The sequence below is a fragment of the Flindersiella endophytica genome (assembly GCF_054779015.1).
The window spans coordinates 624674-638923 of sequence record NZ_BAAGYY010000023.1; the positions used below are offsets into that span (position 1 = coordinate 624674).

The 14250-nt window shown below is 68.8% G+C and carries 17 protein-coding genes; 6 read left to right on the plus strand and 11 right to left on the minus strand.

Annotation, left to right across the window (positions count from 1 at the left end; translation table 11 throughout):
- Nucleotides 1-10: 10 nt before the first annotated feature.
- Genes ACYVF6_RS27215 through ACYVF6_RS27230 form a run of 4 tightly spaced genes read right to left on the minus strand, consistent with a single transcriptional unit; the run spans nucleotide 11 to nucleotide 3212 of the window.
- Entirely contained in the window at nucleotides 11-601 is a 591-nt protein-coding gene (locus tag ACYVF6_RS27215) for a DinB family protein (RefSeq protein ID WP_460525398.1), read from the minus strand.
- Between the two features lie 50 nt (nucleotides 602-651).
- Nucleotides 652-1434: an ABC transporter permease gene (locus tag ACYVF6_RS27220; protein WP_460525399.1), complete on the minus strand. Its 783-nt coding sequence runs from the start codon at nucleotides 1432-1434 to the stop codon at nucleotides 652-654.
- A complete protein-coding gene (locus ACYVF6_RS27225) occupies nucleotides 1435-2235 on the minus strand; it encodes an ABC transporter permease (RefSeq protein WP_460525400.1) in 801 nt (266 codons plus the stop codon).
- Nucleotides 2232-3212 carry an ABC transporter ATP-binding protein gene (locus tag ACYVF6_RS27230; RefSeq protein ID WP_460525401.1) on the minus strand — a complete coding sequence of 327 codons (981 nt, stop codon included), beginning with the start codon at nucleotides 3210-3212 and terminating at the stop codon, nucleotides 2232-2234. The genes ACYVF6_RS27225 and ACYVF6_RS27230 overlap by 4 nt, the downstream gene beginning before the upstream one ends.
- 59 nt (nucleotides 3213-3271) lie before the next feature.
- Here ACYVF6_RS27230 and ACYVF6_RS27235 point away from each other — a divergent pair, with 59 nt between their 5' ends.
- On the plus strand, nucleotides 3272-4000 hold the full coding sequence (locus ACYVF6_RS27235; RefSeq protein ID WP_460525402.1) for a MerR family transcriptional regulator: 729 nt from the start codon (nucleotides 3272-3274) through the stop codon (nucleotides 3998-4000).
- A 173-nt stretch (nucleotides 4001-4173) separates the two neighbouring features.
- Here the strand turns inward: ACYVF6_RS27235 and ACYVF6_RS27240 are convergent, their stop codons facing one another.
- Together ACYVF6_RS27240 and ACYVF6_RS27245 are read right to left on the minus strand one after the other, a co-directional pair.
- Nucleotides 4174-5028: an LLM class F420-dependent oxidoreductase gene (locus ACYVF6_RS27240; protein WP_460525403.1), complete on the minus strand. Its 855-nt coding sequence runs from the start codon at nucleotides 5026-5028 to the stop codon at nucleotides 4174-4176.
- On the minus strand, nucleotides 5025-5537 hold the full coding sequence (locus ACYVF6_RS27245; RefSeq protein WP_460525404.1) for a MarR family winged helix-turn-helix transcriptional regulator: 513 nt from the start codon (nucleotides 5535-5537) through the stop codon (nucleotides 5025-5027). The genes ACYVF6_RS27240 and ACYVF6_RS27245 overlap by 4 nt, the downstream gene beginning before the upstream one ends.
- 61 nt (nucleotides 5538-5598) lie before the next feature.
- Here ACYVF6_RS27245 and ACYVF6_RS27250 point away from each other — a divergent pair, with 61 nt between their 5' ends.
- The 3 genes from ACYVF6_RS27250 to ACYVF6_RS27260 all read left to right on the plus strand — a co-directional run bounded on the left by ACYVF6_RS27250 (nucleotide 5599) and on the right by ACYVF6_RS27260 (nucleotide 8518).
- Nucleotides 5599-6825, plus strand: coding sequence for an amidohydrolase family protein (locus ACYVF6_RS27250; protein ID WP_460525405.1), 1227 nt, complete (start codon nucleotides 5599-5601; stop codon nucleotides 6823-6825).
- A 44-nt stretch (nucleotides 6826-6869) separates the two neighbouring features.
- Nucleotides 6870-7919 carry a hypothetical protein gene (locus ACYVF6_RS27255; protein WP_460525406.1) on the plus strand — a complete coding sequence of 350 codons (1050 nt, stop codon included), beginning with the start codon at nucleotides 6870-6872 and terminating at the stop codon, nucleotides 7917-7919.
- Between the two features lie 227 nt (nucleotides 7920-8146).
- Entirely contained in the window at nucleotides 8147-8518 is a 372-nt protein-coding gene (locus ACYVF6_RS27260; protein ID WP_460525407.1) for a VOC family protein, read from the plus strand.
- Between the two features lie 55 nt (nucleotides 8519-8573).
- Here ACYVF6_RS27260 and ACYVF6_RS27265 read toward each other — a convergent pair whose 3' ends face one another.
- On the minus strand, nucleotides 8574-8939 hold the full coding sequence (locus ACYVF6_RS27265) for a VOC family protein (RefSeq protein ID WP_460525408.1): 366 nt from the start codon (nucleotides 8937-8939) through the stop codon (nucleotides 8574-8576).
- Between the two features lie 151 nt (nucleotides 8940-9090).
- Nucleotides 9091-10239, minus strand: coding sequence for a cystathionine gamma-synthase (locus ACYVF6_RS27270; protein WP_460525409.1), 1149 nt, complete (start codon nucleotides 10237-10239; stop codon nucleotides 9091-9093).
- A gap of 80 nt (nucleotides 10240-10319) precedes the next feature.
- Between ACYVF6_RS27270 and ACYVF6_RS27275 the strand changes: the two genes are divergently transcribed.
- Nucleotides 10320-11351, plus strand: a complete 1032-nt coding sequence (locus ACYVF6_RS27275) for an ABC transporter substrate-binding protein (protein ID WP_460525410.1) — start codon at nucleotides 10320-10322, stop codon at nucleotides 11349-11351.
- Here ACYVF6_RS27275 and yczE read toward each other — a convergent pair.
- On the minus strand, nucleotides 11317-12012 hold the full coding sequence (yczE, locus tag ACYVF6_RS27280; RefSeq protein ID WP_460525411.1) for a YczE/YyaS/YitT family protein: 696 nt from the start codon (nucleotides 12010-12012) through the stop codon (nucleotides 11317-11319). The genes ACYVF6_RS27275 and yczE overlap by 35 nt on opposite strands.
- Nucleotides 12013-12075: 63 nt before the next feature.
- Here yczE and yczR point away from each other — a divergent pair, with 63 nt between their 5' ends.
- Nucleotides 12076-13530: an aminotransferase-like domain-containing protein gene (gene yczR, locus ACYVF6_RS27285; RefSeq protein ID WP_460525412.1), complete on the plus strand. Its 1455-nt coding sequence runs from the start codon at nucleotides 12076-12078 to the stop codon at nucleotides 13528-13530.
- 13 nt (nucleotides 13531-13543) lie between these two features.
- Here the strand turns inward: yczR and ACYVF6_RS27290 are convergent, their stop codons facing one another.
- Together ACYVF6_RS27290 and ACYVF6_RS27295 are read right to left on the minus strand one after the other, a co-directional pair.
- Nucleotides 13544-13840 carry a winged helix-turn-helix domain-containing protein gene (locus ACYVF6_RS27290; protein WP_460525413.1) on the minus strand — a complete coding sequence of 99 codons (297 nt, stop codon included), beginning with the start codon at nucleotides 13838-13840 and terminating at the stop codon, nucleotides 13544-13546.
- A complete protein-coding gene (locus ACYVF6_RS27295) occupies nucleotides 13837-14247 on the minus strand; it encodes a hypothetical protein (RefSeq protein WP_460525414.1) in 411 nt (136 codons plus the stop codon). Before ACYVF6_RS27295 ends, ACYVF6_RS27290 begins: the two co-directional genes overlap by 4 nt.
- Between the last annotated feature and the right edge of the window lie 3 nt (nucleotides 14248-14250).

The following is a 14250-nucleotide window of genomic DNA, read 5'->3' on the forward strand; positions in this document are numbered from 1 at the left end:
GCCGGCCGCGTCAGTCGAACGGGGCCGCCTGCTGTCGCCACTCGGTGACGGCTCCGTCCCGGGTCCGGCTCGTGGCCCACAGCAGCCCCGCCAGCGCGTCGTCGCCGGCCGGCTCCACGTCCGGGAACGTTCGCGCCATGACGCGCTCGCACACCGCGCGGGGTGGCTCGAAGGCCACACCCAGGCCGCTCGCGATGTCGTGGCAGTGTACGAGCGCCTCCATGCACGCCAACGCGGCGAACCCCTCAGCATCGGCACGGCCGCGTGGGTGGTAGGCCCGCACGTCGGGGCCGGTGCTCTCGACGGTGTAGGCCAGCAGCCGGTACGCGGCCTCGATGCTCTCGCACACCTCAGCAGGCGCGGGCTCGGGAAACAGCCGTGGATACAGGCGGGCATAGCGCTCCTCCTGCTTACGGATCGCCAGCTGGGCGGCATAAACCAGCCCCACGCTCGCGATGTGCTCCGCGGTGTCCCAGCAACTCCACTCGAGCGTCCCGGCCGGCACCATCCAGTCGCGATCCGTGTTGGGCTGCAGCGCACCGACCACCAAGTCGGCGACAGTGTGGACGTCGGAATGAGTGACAGGCTCCCGTGAGTTCATGGTGGCAAATGTGACGCGCGAGTCGCCGATATTCAAGTCCTTCCGCCTGCTCAGCTCGTCGCACCGGTGTAGCGGCGCAGGCCGAACGACCACGCCCCGACCGCCAGCGCCACCGTCAGCGCACCCGCCGCCAACGCCAGCCCCAGTGTTGTCGCCGTCGGGCCGTGGATCAGCGCGCGGGTCGGCAAGGTGGTGATCACCGCCATCGGGAAGACGTACGTCAGCGCGAAACGCAGCGGCCGACGGTAGATGTCAACGGGATAACGGGCCAGCTCCCACGCCGCGCCGTACATGATGTCGAGCTGCAGGTTCGGCGCCCAGAACGCCAGGCACGCGATCAGCACCCCAAGCGCCCAGATCACCGCCGCGCCCACGCACATCAGCAGCGCCCACGCCACGACCCCCACCAACGAAGGCACCGCACCGAACGACAGCAGCCCGAGCGCGACGACGCCGACGCCGAGCACCACCTGGGTCAGCGCGAGCGGAGCGTACGTGCCGAGGCTCGCCAAGAACAGGCTCGGCGCCGGCTGCAGGAGGTACAGGTCCAGCTTGCCGTCCCGGATCCGCTCCACGAACCAGCTCAGGTTGGGCTCGACGAACGCCGCCCGTACGCCGCCCATCAGCTGGAAAGTCCCCACCAGGATGAGCGTTTCGGCCTTCGTCCACCCCGCCAGCGCATCGGTCTGGGTGAAGACCAGCTGCACCGCACCCACCGCGCCCGCGAGCGACAGCACCGCGAGCAGCACGTCGAAGAACAGGTTCGTCCGGTACGCGAACGTCGCCCGCAGCGACATCGAGAACGACAACCCGAACAGCCGGAGGATTCTCATCTACGACCCCACCGCCGTATAACGCCGTACGCCCGCCCGCCACACGACCACCGCGAGTACGCCGAGCACCGCAATCCACCCGAGCTGAAAACCGAAGCCCAGCAGCACATCCACGCCGGAGACGTTCCGCGTCGCCAGCTCGGCGGGAAAGCCGAGCATCGCCCGGAACGGCAGCGCCGCCGCCACCGAACGAAGCGGCTCCGGCAGGAACATCACCGGCGCCGCCGACCCGCCGAGCAGGAAGATGAGCACGCCGCCGAACCCCGTCACCGCGTGCACGCGCTCGGTCCAGAACGCCGTCAGCGCGAGCACCCACGTGAACAGGAAGCGCAGCAGCATCGCCAGCACCACCGCCGGAAAGGCCAGCAGCACAGCACCGAACGAGTACGACACGTGCAGCAGCAAGCCCGCCACGAGCACGATCGGCGCCCCGAGCAGGCAGAGCGACAGCCGCACCGCGAGGTTGGCTCCCAGCGGTCCCACCACGACCGGCTTCGGCTGCAGCAGCTCGTGACTGACGCCGCCGTCGTAGATGGCGCCGGAGAACGTGTGGTTCTCATACGACGCCGACATCAGCTGGACGACCATCAGCGCCACGTAGTAGGACGTCACGCGATCGTTGTCGTTCGGGAACACCGACGACCAGACGAACAGCCCGATCAGTGGCGCCACCACCTGCCCCGACACCAACGTCAGCGCGAACCACGACGTTCCCGCCCAGTCGAGATAGGTCCGCTTGGCCGACCACAACGTCAACCGCGCAAGGCGTCTCGGCTCCTCCATGCTGTCAGCGAAGCTCATGCCACGCCCTCGCGGTAGACCTGGTCGATCACGTTCTCCAGCGGCGGTTCCTCGACGGCCAGGTCGACGACGGTCAGGTCGTTCAGCAGACGGGCCGTGGTCTTCGCCACCTCGCTGCGATGTACGCGCAGCACCCACGTGCCGTTCGACGACTCGACGACCTCGCCGGCACCGGCGAAGTGTTCGTAGCTCGCATCCGGAACGCTCAACCGCAGCAGCTTGTACGGCGAGAGCCGAGCCGACAGCTGATCCAGCGCCCCGTCGTACTGCACCGATCCCTTGTCGATCAGGATCAGCCGCGGACACAGTGTCTGGACGTCGGCCATGTAGTGGCTGGTCAGCAACACCGTCGCGCCGGTCTGCCGGGCGTACTCCGCGACGAACCGCCGCATGATGCTGGTCGCCGTCACGTCGAGTCCGAGCGTCGGCTCGTCCAGGAACAGCACCTCCGGCCGGTAGAGCAACGCCAGCGCGAGCCCGGCACGCATCCGTTCGCCGAGGCTCAGCGCGCGTACTTGCCTTTCCAGCAAGGCTTTCAGCTCCAGCAGCTCGATGAGCTCGTCGAGGTTGGCGTTGTAGTCGGCCTCGGGCACCTCGTACAACAGCTGCTGGTAACGAAAAGCGTCCAGCACGGTGAGCTCGACCGGACCGCCGATCGGCTGGCTGCCGCGGATCAGTGCGATCCGCCGGAGGTATTCGGCCCGCCGCAGCCACGGAGTCGCGCCGAGCACGTGCACGTCGCCGCCGGTGGGATGCAGGATGCCGGCGAGGATCTTCATCGTCGTGGTCTTGCCGGCGCCGTTGGGCCCGATGAATCCGACGACCTCGCCCCTCCCGATTTCGAACGAAACCTCTTTGACCGCGTGCACCTCGCGATACTTGCGATGGAGCACGCTTTTCAGCGCCGCCTTCAGACCGGTGTCGCGAACGGGAACGCGATAGGTCATGGTGAGGCGCTCGACAACGATCGAGGACATGTCTAAACCATATCGTTGAAGCTACGCTTGACTGTTTTCGCGAATGTTAGGCTGGCGGGATGCCGAGGAAGGCGGAGAAACCCTCAACCGGCCGTGCATACGTCCGGATCACCGCGCTGGCCCGCGAGGCCGGCTTGTCGGTTCAGCAGGTACGCAACTACGTCGAGCTCGGCATCCTGCCTCCGGCGGAACGAGCCCTCAACGGCTACCGCCTCTTCACCACCCGCCACGCCGACGCGCTCACTGTCGCGCGGCGGCTGATCGAGGGGCACGGCTGGCAGCGCGCCCACGACATCATGCGAGCCGTCCACGAAGGCGACACAGCGGCGGCGATCGCGGCCATCGACGAGAGCCATGCCGACCTGCACCGGCAGCGCACGCAGGTACGCAACATGCTGCGCGCGTTCGGCGGCGAGGTGCCCGAACGCCTGGCGGTCCGCAGCCCGATCCGGATCACCGACGCCGCGGCCGCGGTGGGGGTTCGCCCGTCGGCGCTGCGGTTCTGGGAACGGCTCGGCCTGCTCACCGCCGCGCGCGAACGCGGCACCGGATACCGCGTGTACGACACCGCCCAGCTCACCCGGGCGCGCGTGATCGTGATGCTGCGCGAGGCGGGCTACTCCGTACCGGATGTCCACGAGGTCGTCGACGGCCTCAACGGCACCGACCCCACGCAAGCAAGAGCCGCGCTGGCCCGGCGTGAGCAGGAGCTCGACCGGATCAGCGCGGCCAGGTTGGGCGCCACCGCCGCGTTCGACCGCTACATCGAACGCTGGGTCCGCGAATGACCACGTTAACCACGGCGTTGGCTGATTAACGTGGTCATTAGCCCCACGCGACGGAGCCGCGCGCCGGCACTACGCCACGCCAGTAGGTGCTTCGCCACGTCCCGGGGCGTGGTTAACCAGCCAAATGCGTGGTTAACGTGGTCATTCGCGGCGGGAGCGGAGTTGGCGGCGGGTCAGGCGGTGGCGAGTTCGCGCAGACGCGGCAGCTGGTTGGCCAGCAGCTCAGCCCGCCGCACCGCGTGCTCCCCGGTCACGACGTAGATCGCGTCGGTCGCGCCGGCCTCGACGTACGACTGCGTCTCTGCGAACGCCGCGTCCATGTCGTCGCCGGGTCGCAGCTGGATCGTGCGCCGGATCGCACCAGGGTCGCGGCCGACGTCGGCGCAGTGCGCGTCGAGCACGCCGCACAGCTCGGCGAACTCCTCCGGCGACACCCCGGTCGCGTTCCAGGCGTCGGCGTACTTCGCCGTGATCCGCAAGCTGCGCTTGCGTCCCTTGCCACCGACCCAGATCGGCGGGTAGGGCTGCTGCACCGGCTTGGGGTTCGCGATCGCGTCGGTCAGCTGGTAGTGCTTGCCGTCGAAGCTGTAGGAGTCTTCGGTCCACAGTCCGCGAATCACCTGGCAGGCTTCCTCGAACCGGTCCATCCGCTCACGCAACGTGCCGAACTCCAGCCCCAGCATCGTGTGCTCACGATCGGCCCACGCCGCACCGAGCCCGAACTCCAGCCGTCCGCCCGACAAGTGGTCGACGGTGGCCGCCATCTTCGCGAGCACAGCCGGATGCCGGTAGGTGTTGCCGGTGACCATGCACCCGATCCGCACCTGCTTGGTCGCCTGCGCCATCGCGGCGAGCAGCATCCAGCCTTCCCAGACCACGCCGTAGAAGTCCTCACCGATCGCGGCGAAGTGGTCGAACGTCCAGCAGTGGTCGAAGCCCCCTTCGTCGGCGATCTGCCAGACCATGCGCATGTCGTCGATCGAGATGTACTGCGGTGTGGGCTTCACGCCGAAACGCAGGGCAGTCATTTGTATTCTCCTTGTTTTCCACGGGATCCAAGGGCGAGCACGACGTCGCGCAGCACGTCCGCGGCCTGCCGGACGGTCTTGTCAGGCACCTTGGCCAGCGTGTCGGCCTGGGCCCGGCCGGCCCGGCGGACGGCCAGGTCGGACATCTTCAGGCCTTCGGGAGTGAGCCGCACCCAGCGGCTGCGCGCGTCGGCCGGATCGACCTCGCGTACGACCAGGCCGGCGAGCTCCAGGCGCTGCACCACGTTGCTGATGCCGCCGGTGGTGAGCGACAACGACTTGGCCAGCTCGTTCGGCTTGTCGCGGTAGGGCTTGCCGCCGCGACCGAGCGACGCGAGCACGTCGAACTCGGCGTAGGTCAGCCCGAGGTCGTCGATCTCGGCCTGGGTGGCGCGCCGCAGCAGGATGGAGAGCAAACCGATCCGCTTCGACAACTCGACCGCGTCGGCGATCTCCGGCGCCTCCGCGCGCAAGGACGCGAGCTTCACGTCCACTTCGTCTTGCTGCACGTCGGCAGTCTACGTCTCTCATCAGATAGCTTTTCCAAAAGCTTTCAGTTAAGCTTTTGGCATGACTGAATCTCACGTACTGATCAGGCGAGGACTCGTCGTCGACACCTCGCCCTCGGTCTCCGTGTCGCCGGACACCGACGTGCTGGTCTCAGACGGCGTGATCGCCGCGGTTGGCCCTTCCCTGGACGCACCGGAGGGCGCGACCGTCGTCGACGCGGCCGATCGCATAGTGCTGCCGGGCTTTGTCGACACCCACCGGCACACCTGGCAGACGCCGATCCGGATGGTCGCGCCCGACACGACGCTGGCCGAATACATGCGCGGCGTCGTGGGCAGCCTCGGGCGGAAGTATCGGCCGGACGACACCCGGCTCGCCAACTTCGCCGGCGGTCTGGAGTGCCTGAACAGCGGCATCACGACGCTGGTCGACTGGGCACCGTTCGGCCAGGAGCATCTGGCCGCGGCCGTCGAAGGGCTTGTACGCGCAGGGATCCGCGGCTTCGTCGGCTGTGAGGGTAAGTATGTCGGCGAGTTCCCCACGTCCGCGTCTGATCTGCTGCAGCCGGCGGTCGGCGGGCTCGGCCCCGAGTATGCCGAGCGTGCCGACGTACGCGCCGACTGGGAAGCCGCCCGAGCTGCCGACGCCTTGTTGATGATGCACGTCGGCGGACGGGACGCGGAGTCGGCCCAGCGCGGGCTCGACCTGCTGCGGGAGCTCGACCTGTTCGGGCCGAAGGCGTTGTACGTCCACGCGAACGCCTACGACGACAAGGCGTTCCGGCAGATCGCCGAGAGCGGCGGCTCGGTCTCGGTGACTCCGATGATCGAGGCCGCGATGGGCCACGGCTACCCCGTGACGGGCCGCGCCCTGGCCGCCGGCGCGCCGGTGGGTCTCGGCATCGACGTGGTGACGAGCGGGCCGGGCGACATGTTCAGCCAGCTGCGAGCGGCGTACGCGCTCGAACGCGTGCGGGGCAACGCGTTCACCACGGCCGACGCCCTCCAGGTGGCGACGATCGGCGGAGCCCGTGCGGTCGGACTGGAGGATCGGATCGGATCGCTGAGCGTGGGCAAGCAAGCCGACATCGTGCTGCTGCGTACGAACAGCTTGCTGACGTCCGCCACCCATGACCCGGTCAGCACCATCGTCCTGTCAGCCGACACCAGCACGGTCGACACCGTCCTGGTGGCGGGCCGCATCGTCAAGCAGGACGGGGCGTTCCCGTCGCACGACGTGCCCGCGCTGGCCGCCGACCTGGCCGATCTCGGCCGCCGGTTGACGTAATCGCACCCGTGCAGGATTTCGTTGCCCGGGCATAGCATTCGTGGATGGCTGATCAAGCAGGCAGGGCTGCCCGGTTGATGCTCGTGACCGTCGACGGCGTGCATCTGGTGACGACGACCTTCATCGGGATGGATCTGGTGCAGGAGGTCGCCCGCCTACTCGATTCGGAGAACATCCGATCCACCAGGCTCGGTGGCGACCTGACCCTGTGGCACGCGGAAGACGGCCCTGGCCGGCCCCGAGCCGGCCATCCCAATCCCGTGGCGAGCCGGCTCGCCGCCGAGTACGGCTCGCCACCGGTCAGCGGTCCCGCGGTCATCTCCGGCCCGATCATGGACAACACCGTCCATCCCCTGCACGCCGACCACGCCGATCGGCTCGCAGCCCACCTGCGCGGAAACAATGCTCCGCCGGCGCCAACCGACGACTGCACGAGCCACAGCCCGTGCCGCGAACTGCTGGGCGTACCCGCGGGGCAGCGGGAGTCCCTGTTCCGCCTGATTCCCGCGAAGACCTCGGACCTCGGCCCGGACGCGATCTACATCTACCTCAACGACGACTTGGTAGCCCTCCTGGTCGGGATGGGGCCGGGCGAGTCCGGCAGCTTCCAGCAGGCCTATCCCGTCCTCGGCCATCTCGCGTCCCGCTGGAACACCACGCCTCGCGACCTGATCATGCGGGCGATCGAGAACATGCGGGCCGACAACGTGTCGGTCGAGACCCATGACCAGGGCGAGTACTCCCCGCTGTACGTCGTTGTCGATCAGGGAGTGTCGGGTGTCGCGCAGCTGGTCCGGCTCGAAGAACTGCTGGGCACCAGCCTTCCGTACGGCGCGATCGTCGGAGTCCCGCGCGAGCACCAGATCATCGCGGTCCCGATCCGCAACGCCCGCGATCTCGCCACCATCGAGCCCATGCTGGGACTGGTGCAGAACGTCGGCTCGAACGCCCTCGACCAGGTCAGCCTCGACGTGTTCTGGCTCCACCAGGGCCGCCTGCACCCTCTGCACGCCGAGGCGAGAAACGGGCAGCTGGAGCAGATCTTTCCGCCTGACGAATTCCAGCAGCTCATCGAACAGCTACCCCGCGACTAGACGATCTATTCCAAGGGGTCGCCTGACGCGCGACGCCTGGCATCCACGCCGGCTGCGTTGTCGTCGATCGCCGGAGGCCCCTCCTGGCTCCTCCTCCGGCTGTGCCCACCCCCACGAACGGCGCCATGCGCCGCGCGCTTGACCGGCAACCCCTTGGAACAGATCGTCTAGAGAACCCGCCACATACCTGACAGAAGATGGCAGGTATGGGCGGCAGCATGGCCGTCATGACAGGAATCGCATCGCTTGCCATGGTCAACCTCGACACCGCCAACCCGGCCGGGCTCGCCGAGTTCTACCACCAGCTGCTGGGCTGGGAGATCACGCACAGCCAGGACGAATACGCGATGATCACGGGCGAGAACGGCACCAGCCTCGGCTGGGGCCAGATCGAGAACTACACGCCGCCGGCCTGGCCGGACAGCGAGGGCCGCAAGCAGTACCACCTCGACCTCTACGTCGACGACGTAGCCAAGGCCGAGGCCCGCTGCCTCGAGCTGGGCGCGTCCAAGCCGGACTTCCAGCCCGGCGCCGAACGCTGGACCGTCATCCTCGACCCGGACGGCCACCCGTTCTGCCTCTGCCCCAGGCAGCAGTGAGACCGCCGGCACGCGGGGGATCAGCCGAACGCCCGGCCGATCCCCCGCGTGCGGGTCACGCCGCAGGCGTGTTGGTCCACAGGCTGAGCTTCAGCCCGGACGGGTCGGCGAAGGTCGCGAACCAGCCGCCGTCGCCCGGCACCGCGGTCCGCGACGCCACGACCTCCCCGCCCGCCTTGTCGACCCGGGCCAGCGTGTCCTCCAGGTCGTCGACATCGAGGTAGACCCGTACGTGCCGGCCCGCAGGGCTCGCGTCGCTCTCCGCTAGGTCGAGGCCGCAGACCATCTGGTCGCCGGCCTTGGCCACCACGAAGCTCTCGCCCCACGACTCGAACGTCCAGCCGAACACCTCGCCGTAGAACGTCTTCGCCGCGTCCAGGTCCGTGACCTGGATCTCGTACCAAGTGACCGCGTGGCTCATCGCCATCTCCTTCTTCTCGTTCGTCAACCGTCGAGCGGTTTCGCGGTGATGACGAACGAGCCGAAGCCGAATCGACGGCCCTGGCGAGATGAGTTTCCGAGCGAAGCGAGTCTCCCGCGCGAGCAAGGTCCCCGGCGCGCGAACGAGGTTCCTAGACGCGGCCGAGCGCCGCCTGCAGGTCCGCCAGCAGGTCGTCCACCTGCTCGATACCCACCGACAGCCGCACCAGGTCGGCCGGCACCTCCAGCGGCGATCCCGCCGCCGACGCGTGCGTCATCCGTCCCGGATGCTCGATCAGCGACTCGATCCCACCGAGTGACTCGGCCAGCGCGAACAGCTTCGTCCCCTCGCAGACCCGCACCGCCGCGGCCTCGCCGGCCGCGACCCGGAACGACACGATGCCGCCGAAGCGCCGCATCTGCTTGGCCGCGACCTCGTGTCCCACGTGCTCCGGCAGCCCCGGATACAGCACCTGCGACACCGCCGGCTGGCTCTGCAGGAACGCGGCGATCCGCTCCGCGTTGTCGCAGTGCCGCTCCATCCGTACGGCCAGCGTCTTCAGCCCACGCTGCACCAGCCACGAGTCGAACGGCCCGCTCACCGCGCCCATGGCGTTCTGGTGGTAGGCCAGTAGCTCGCCGAGCTCGCGGTCGTTCACCACCAGCGCGCCACCGACGACGTCGGAGTGCCCGCCGCAGTACTTCGTCGTGGAGTGCACGACGACATCGGCGCCCAGCGAGAGCGGCTGCTGGAGGTACGGCGACGCGAACGTGTTGTCGACGACCAGCAGCGCACCCGCTTCGTGCGCGATCGAGGCCAGCGCGGTGATGTCGGCGATGTTCAGCAGGGGGTTCGTCGGCGTCTCGACCCAGACCACCTTGGTCGGACGGGAGGCGACGGCGGCGCGGACGGCTTCGAGGTCGGAGACCGGCGCGGCGGTGTGAGCGAGCCCCCAGTTCTCGAAGACCTTGGCGAACAGCCGGTACGTGCCGCCGTACGCGTCGTTCGGGATCACCACGTGATCACCGGGCCGGCAGATCGCACGCAGCAACGCGTCCTCGGCCGCCATCCCGCTCGCGAACGCGATCCCGCGTACACCGTGCTCCAGCGCGGCCAGGCACTCCTCGAGCGCGAGGCGGGTGGGGTTGCTGGTGCGGGAGTACTCGTAGCCCTGCCGCGGCGCGCCCACCCCGTCCTGCAAGTAGGTGCTGGTCTGGTAGATCGGCGTGATGACCGCGCCGTTGTTCGGATCCGCGTCCTGGCCGGCGTGGATCGCGAGGGTTTCGAAGCCGTACGTCATACCGCCGAGGCTATCCACGTACGTGTCCCCGATCGGACGCCCGGGCTCGCTTCACAGGGAGTTAGGATAGCCTTCCCTGCATGGATCCCATGTTCTCCCGGCGCCGGCTCCTGGGCGCCGCGGCGGCGCTCGGCCTGGCCGGCGTCGCGGCCGCGTGCGGCGACGACTCCGAGCCAACGTCGGCCACGACGGACGCTCCCGCGCCAGGTGACACCGCGAAGGCCGACGCCGGCGCGTTCCCCGTCACCGTCGAGCACGCGTTCGGCTCGACGACGATCGAGCAGGCGCCGAAGCGGGTCTTCACACTCGGCTACACCGACCACGACTACGTGCTCGCACTCGGCGTGGTGCCGGTGGGCCTGCAGCAGTGGATCTCGAGCTACCGCCTGGGCGTCGGGCCGTTCGCGGAGCCGCACCTGAACGACCACAAGCCGTTCGTGATCCCTGGCGCGACCGCGGAGATCCCGTTCGAGCAGGTCGCCAGCCAGCGGCCGGATCTGATCATCGCGATCTACCGCGACCTGAAGGACACCGACTACAAGAAGCTGTCGGCGATCGCGCCGACCGTGGCCGCGCCGAAGGGTGTCGACCCGTACAGCGTGCCGCTGCGCGACACCGCGTTGCTCGTCGGCCAGGCGCTCGGACAGGAGGCCGCGGCCGAGAAGCTGGTCTCCACCGTCGATCAGGCGTACGCGAAGCAGGCCGCCGCGCATCCGGAGTTCAAGGGCAAGACCGCGCAGGTCGTGATGGACTTCGACAAGCAGATCGCCGCGTACACCGCCGGCGACCCGCGTTCGCAGGCGATGACGTCGCTCGGCTTCACCTTCAACCCCAGGGTTGATGCTCTCGGCGTCAAGGAGTTCTACTCTTTGATCAGCCAGGAACGCCTCGACCTGATCGAGAGCGATCTGCTGGTCGTGATCGAGCAGACGGGCAACTACGCGCGGGTGAAGGGCGACCCGTTGTTCCAGCAGTTGTCGGTCGTCAAGGACGGGCACGTGGTCTACCTCGACCTGGAGTTGGTCAACGCCTTCTCGCACAACGACGTGCTGAGCGTGCCGTGGACCCTCGACAAGATCACGCCTCTGCTGTCGAAGGCTCTGCGGGCTTGACGGTGAGCTGATCCGGCGTACGCGGCGGCACCGTCAGGCGCGGCAGCAGGACATGGATCAGCGGGCCGATGCCGACCGCGTACAGCACGGTGCCGACGCCGACCGTGCCGCCGAGCAGCCAGCCGATCGCGAGCACGGTGACCTCGATCGTCGTGCGCACCAGGCGCACCGACCTGCCCGTACGCCGGACCAGGCCGGTCATCAGCCCGTCCCGCGGGCCGGGGCCGAGGCGCGCGCCGATGTAGGCCGCGCTGGCCACGCCGTTCAGCACGATGCCGCCGACCAGGAAGACGATCTGCAGGGCCAGCGCCTTCGGCTGGTCCAGCAGAGCCAGGCCGGCGTCGGTGACCAGGCCGATCACGATCGCGTTCGAGATCGTGCCGATGCCCGGCCACTGCCTGAGCGGAATCCAGGCCAGCAGCACCACGAAGCTCGCGAGGATCACCACCGTCCCGAACGAGAACGGCGTGTGCTCGGTGACACCCTGGTGGAAGACGTCCCACGGGTCGAGGCCGAGGCCGGATCGGACCATCAGCGCCATCGAGGCGCCGTACAGCACGAGACCGACGTACAGCTGGATGAACCGCCTGGTCAGGCGGCCTTCTCGGAGGGTGGCCAGCGGCGAGGAAGCGAACGAGACGTTCGGCGGGTTGGCGGACACAATTATCGATAGTGCTCGAAACTGGCCTGGTATTCCATAGCCAGTTTTGAGAAGCTGGACCGCATGATGGAACGTACCGTCACTGCTGACCAGCTGGCCCGGCTGCTCGGGTCCTGGCAGCACAGCCGTCCGGGCTACGTGGCGCTGGCCAACACCGTACGCACGCTCGTGCTGGACGGGCGGCTGCCTCCGGGCACTCGCCTCCCCAGCGAGCGCGAACTGGCCCGGGCATTGCAGGCCAGTCGCACCACGGTTGCGGCGGCGTACGGGCGGCTGCGCGAGCTCGGCTTCCTGATCAGCCGGCGCGGCTCGGCCAGCCGGGTCGCGGTGCCGCAGGACGTCAACCCGAACCGGCCGCGCGGCTTGTCTCCGACCGAGCCGGAGGACGGGCGCTTCGACCTCGGGTGCGCGTCGCTGGCGGCGCCGCCGGGAATCGGGGCGGCGGTGTCGGCGGCCACGGCCCAACTGCCTGCCTACCTCGGCGGGCACGGCTACACGCAACTGGGGCTGCCTGCGCTGCGGGAGCTGCTGGCGTCGCGCTACACCGAGCGCGGGCTGCCGACGACTGCCGACCAGATCCTGGTGGTGGGCGGGGCGCTGCAGGCGTTCGCCCTTGTTCTGCAGGCTTTCGTGGGGCCCGGGGATCGGGTGCTGGTCGAACATCCGACGTACGCGAACGCACTGGAGACGATCGGGCTGGTGTCGGGGCGGCCGGTGCCGACCGCGCTGGGGCCGGCGGGCTGGGACCTCGACATGCTGGAGGCGACCCTGCGACAGGTCGCGCCGCGGGTGGCCTACCTGATCGCGGACTTCCAGAACCCCACCGGCCAGCTGATGTCCGCCGCCGACCGGATCCGGGTGGCGGACCTGATGGCGCGCACGCGGACCCTGGCCGTGGTCGACGAGACACTGGTCGACCTCGGGCTCGACGTTCCCGACTCCGAGATGCCCGCGCCGTTGCCGGCGTACGGGCGGGCGGAGAGCGATCTGGTGCTGATCGGGTCGGCCAGCAAGGCGTACTGGGGCGGGCTCGGGATCGGGTGGATCCGGGCGCCGATCTCGCTGATGCCGACGCTGCTCGCGGCCCGGGTGGCGGGCGACTTGGGGACCGCGGTGCTGTCGCAGCTCACCGTTGCCGAGCTGCTGGCGTCGCACTCCTCGGTGATCGCGGCTCAGCGTTCGGTCTTGCGCGAGCGGCGTTCGGTGCTGATGACGGCGTTGCGAACACACTTGCCGGACTGGCGGTTCGACGTACCCGCGGGTGGAATGGCCTTGTGGTGCGAGCTTCCCAGGCCGGTGGCGAGTGCGCTGGCCGCTTCCTGCGACCTGCACGGGGTACGGATCGGGCCGGGGCCGAAGTTCGGCGTGGGCGGGGCGTTCGAGCGCTTCGTGCGAATGCCTTACACACTGCCCGAAGCCGAGCTCGTGGAGGCCGTCCGCCGGGTGGCGTCGGCGTACTCCGAGCTCGGCTCGGTGCGCACGCCTGCGGCGCGGGCCGAGCGATTCGCAGTGGTGTAAGGGCTTTGGCCTGCTATCGGCCTTCGGCGATCGCGTGGAGGGCGGCGAGGTGTTTCTCGTACGCCTTCTGGCCGTTCTTGCTCAGTGTGATCCAGGTGCGCGGGCGCTTGCCGACGAAACCCTTGGTGACCTTGACGTAGCCGGCGTTCTCGAGCGCCGAGATCTGCTTGGACAGCGCGGAGTCGGTGATCTCGACGGCGTCTCGTACGAACGAGAACTCCGCCTTCTCCGCCTGCGCGAGCAGAGCGACGATCGACAGGCGTACGGGCGAATGGATCAGGTCGTCGAGCTGGTGCCGGGGATGCGTCACTTCTGCCTGCCCTCGACGTAGGCGCCCACGAACAGCGGGACCGCGACAACCCACCCGGCGGGGATCACTGCCGCCGGGTTGTGCACCCCCAGCCCGAACACGACGTACATGTAGGCGATGTGGAGCATGCTGGTCGCGGTGACGACCGCGGTGTAGCGTCCCCCGAACCCGCGAGCGGTGACCTTCTGACGGTTGGCATAGATCGCCAACCAGGCAACGAAGACCGCCAGCACGCCGATCGGCACGAACAACCAGGGGAACGGCGCCAGCGCCATCGCCGGCTCGGTGACGAGCGTGAGCAGCCCCCACGCGAGCAGGATCCTGAACCCCCACCGACTGCTGGCGCGAACGGCATCGCGGCTGCGCTGATCCTGCTGGAGTGCTTGGACGGCTTCTTCGGGTTCCATGGC

Coding starts and splice junctions, on each gene's coding strand:
- ACYVF6_RS27240 (WP_460525403.1), bottom strand. CDS start 5,028: ATGACTGCCCTGCGTTTCGGCGTGAAGCCCACACCGCAGTACATCTCG.
- yczR (WP_460525412.1), top strand. CDS start 12,076: ATGATGGAACGTACCGTCACTGCTGACCAGCTGGCCCGGCTGCTCGGG.
- ACYVF6_RS27255 (WP_460525406.1), top strand. CDS start 6,870: ATGGCTGATCAAGCAGGCAGGGCTGCCCGGTTGATGCTCGTGACCGTC.
- ACYVF6_RS27260 (WP_460525407.1), top strand. CDS start 8,147: ATGACAGGAATCGCATCGCTTGCCATGGTCAACCTCGACACCGCCAAC.
- ACYVF6_RS27250 (WP_460525405.1), top strand. CDS start 5,599: ATGACTGAATCTCACGTACTGATCAGGCGAGGACTCGTCGTCGACACC.
- ACYVF6_RS27270 (WP_460525409.1), bottom strand. CDS start 10,239: ATGACGTACGGCTTCGAAACCCTCGCGATCCACGCCGGCCAGGACGCG.
- ACYVF6_RS27295 (WP_460525414.1), bottom strand. CDS start 14,247: ATGGAACCCGAAGAAGCCGTCCAAGCACTCCAGCAGGATCAGCGCAGC.
- ACYVF6_RS27220 (WP_460525399.1), bottom strand. CDS start 1,434: ATGAGAATCCTCCGGCTGTTCGGGTTGTCGTTCTCGATGTCGCTGCGG.
- ACYVF6_RS27215 (WP_460525398.1), bottom strand. CDS start 601: ATGAACTCACGGGAGCCTGTCACTCATTCCGACGTCCACACTGTCGCC.
- ACYVF6_RS27230 (WP_460525401.1), bottom strand. CDS start 3,212: ATGTCCTCGATCGTTGTCGAGCGCCTCACCATGACCTATCGCGTTCCC.
- ACYVF6_RS27275 (WP_460525410.1), top strand. CDS start 10,320: ATGGATCCCATGTTCTCCCGGCGCCGGCTCCTGGGCGCCGCGGCGGCG.
- ACYVF6_RS27225 (WP_460525400.1), bottom strand. CDS start 2,235: ATGAGCTTCGCTGACAGCATGGAGGAGCCGAGACGCCTTGCGCGGTTG.
- ACYVF6_RS27235 (WP_460525402.1), top strand. CDS start 3,272: ATGCCGAGGAAGGCGGAGAAACCCTCAACCGGCCGTGCATACGTCCGG.
- ACYVF6_RS27265 (WP_460525408.1), bottom strand. CDS start 8,939: ATGAGCCACGCGGTCACTTGGTACGAGATCCAGGTCACGGACCTGGAC.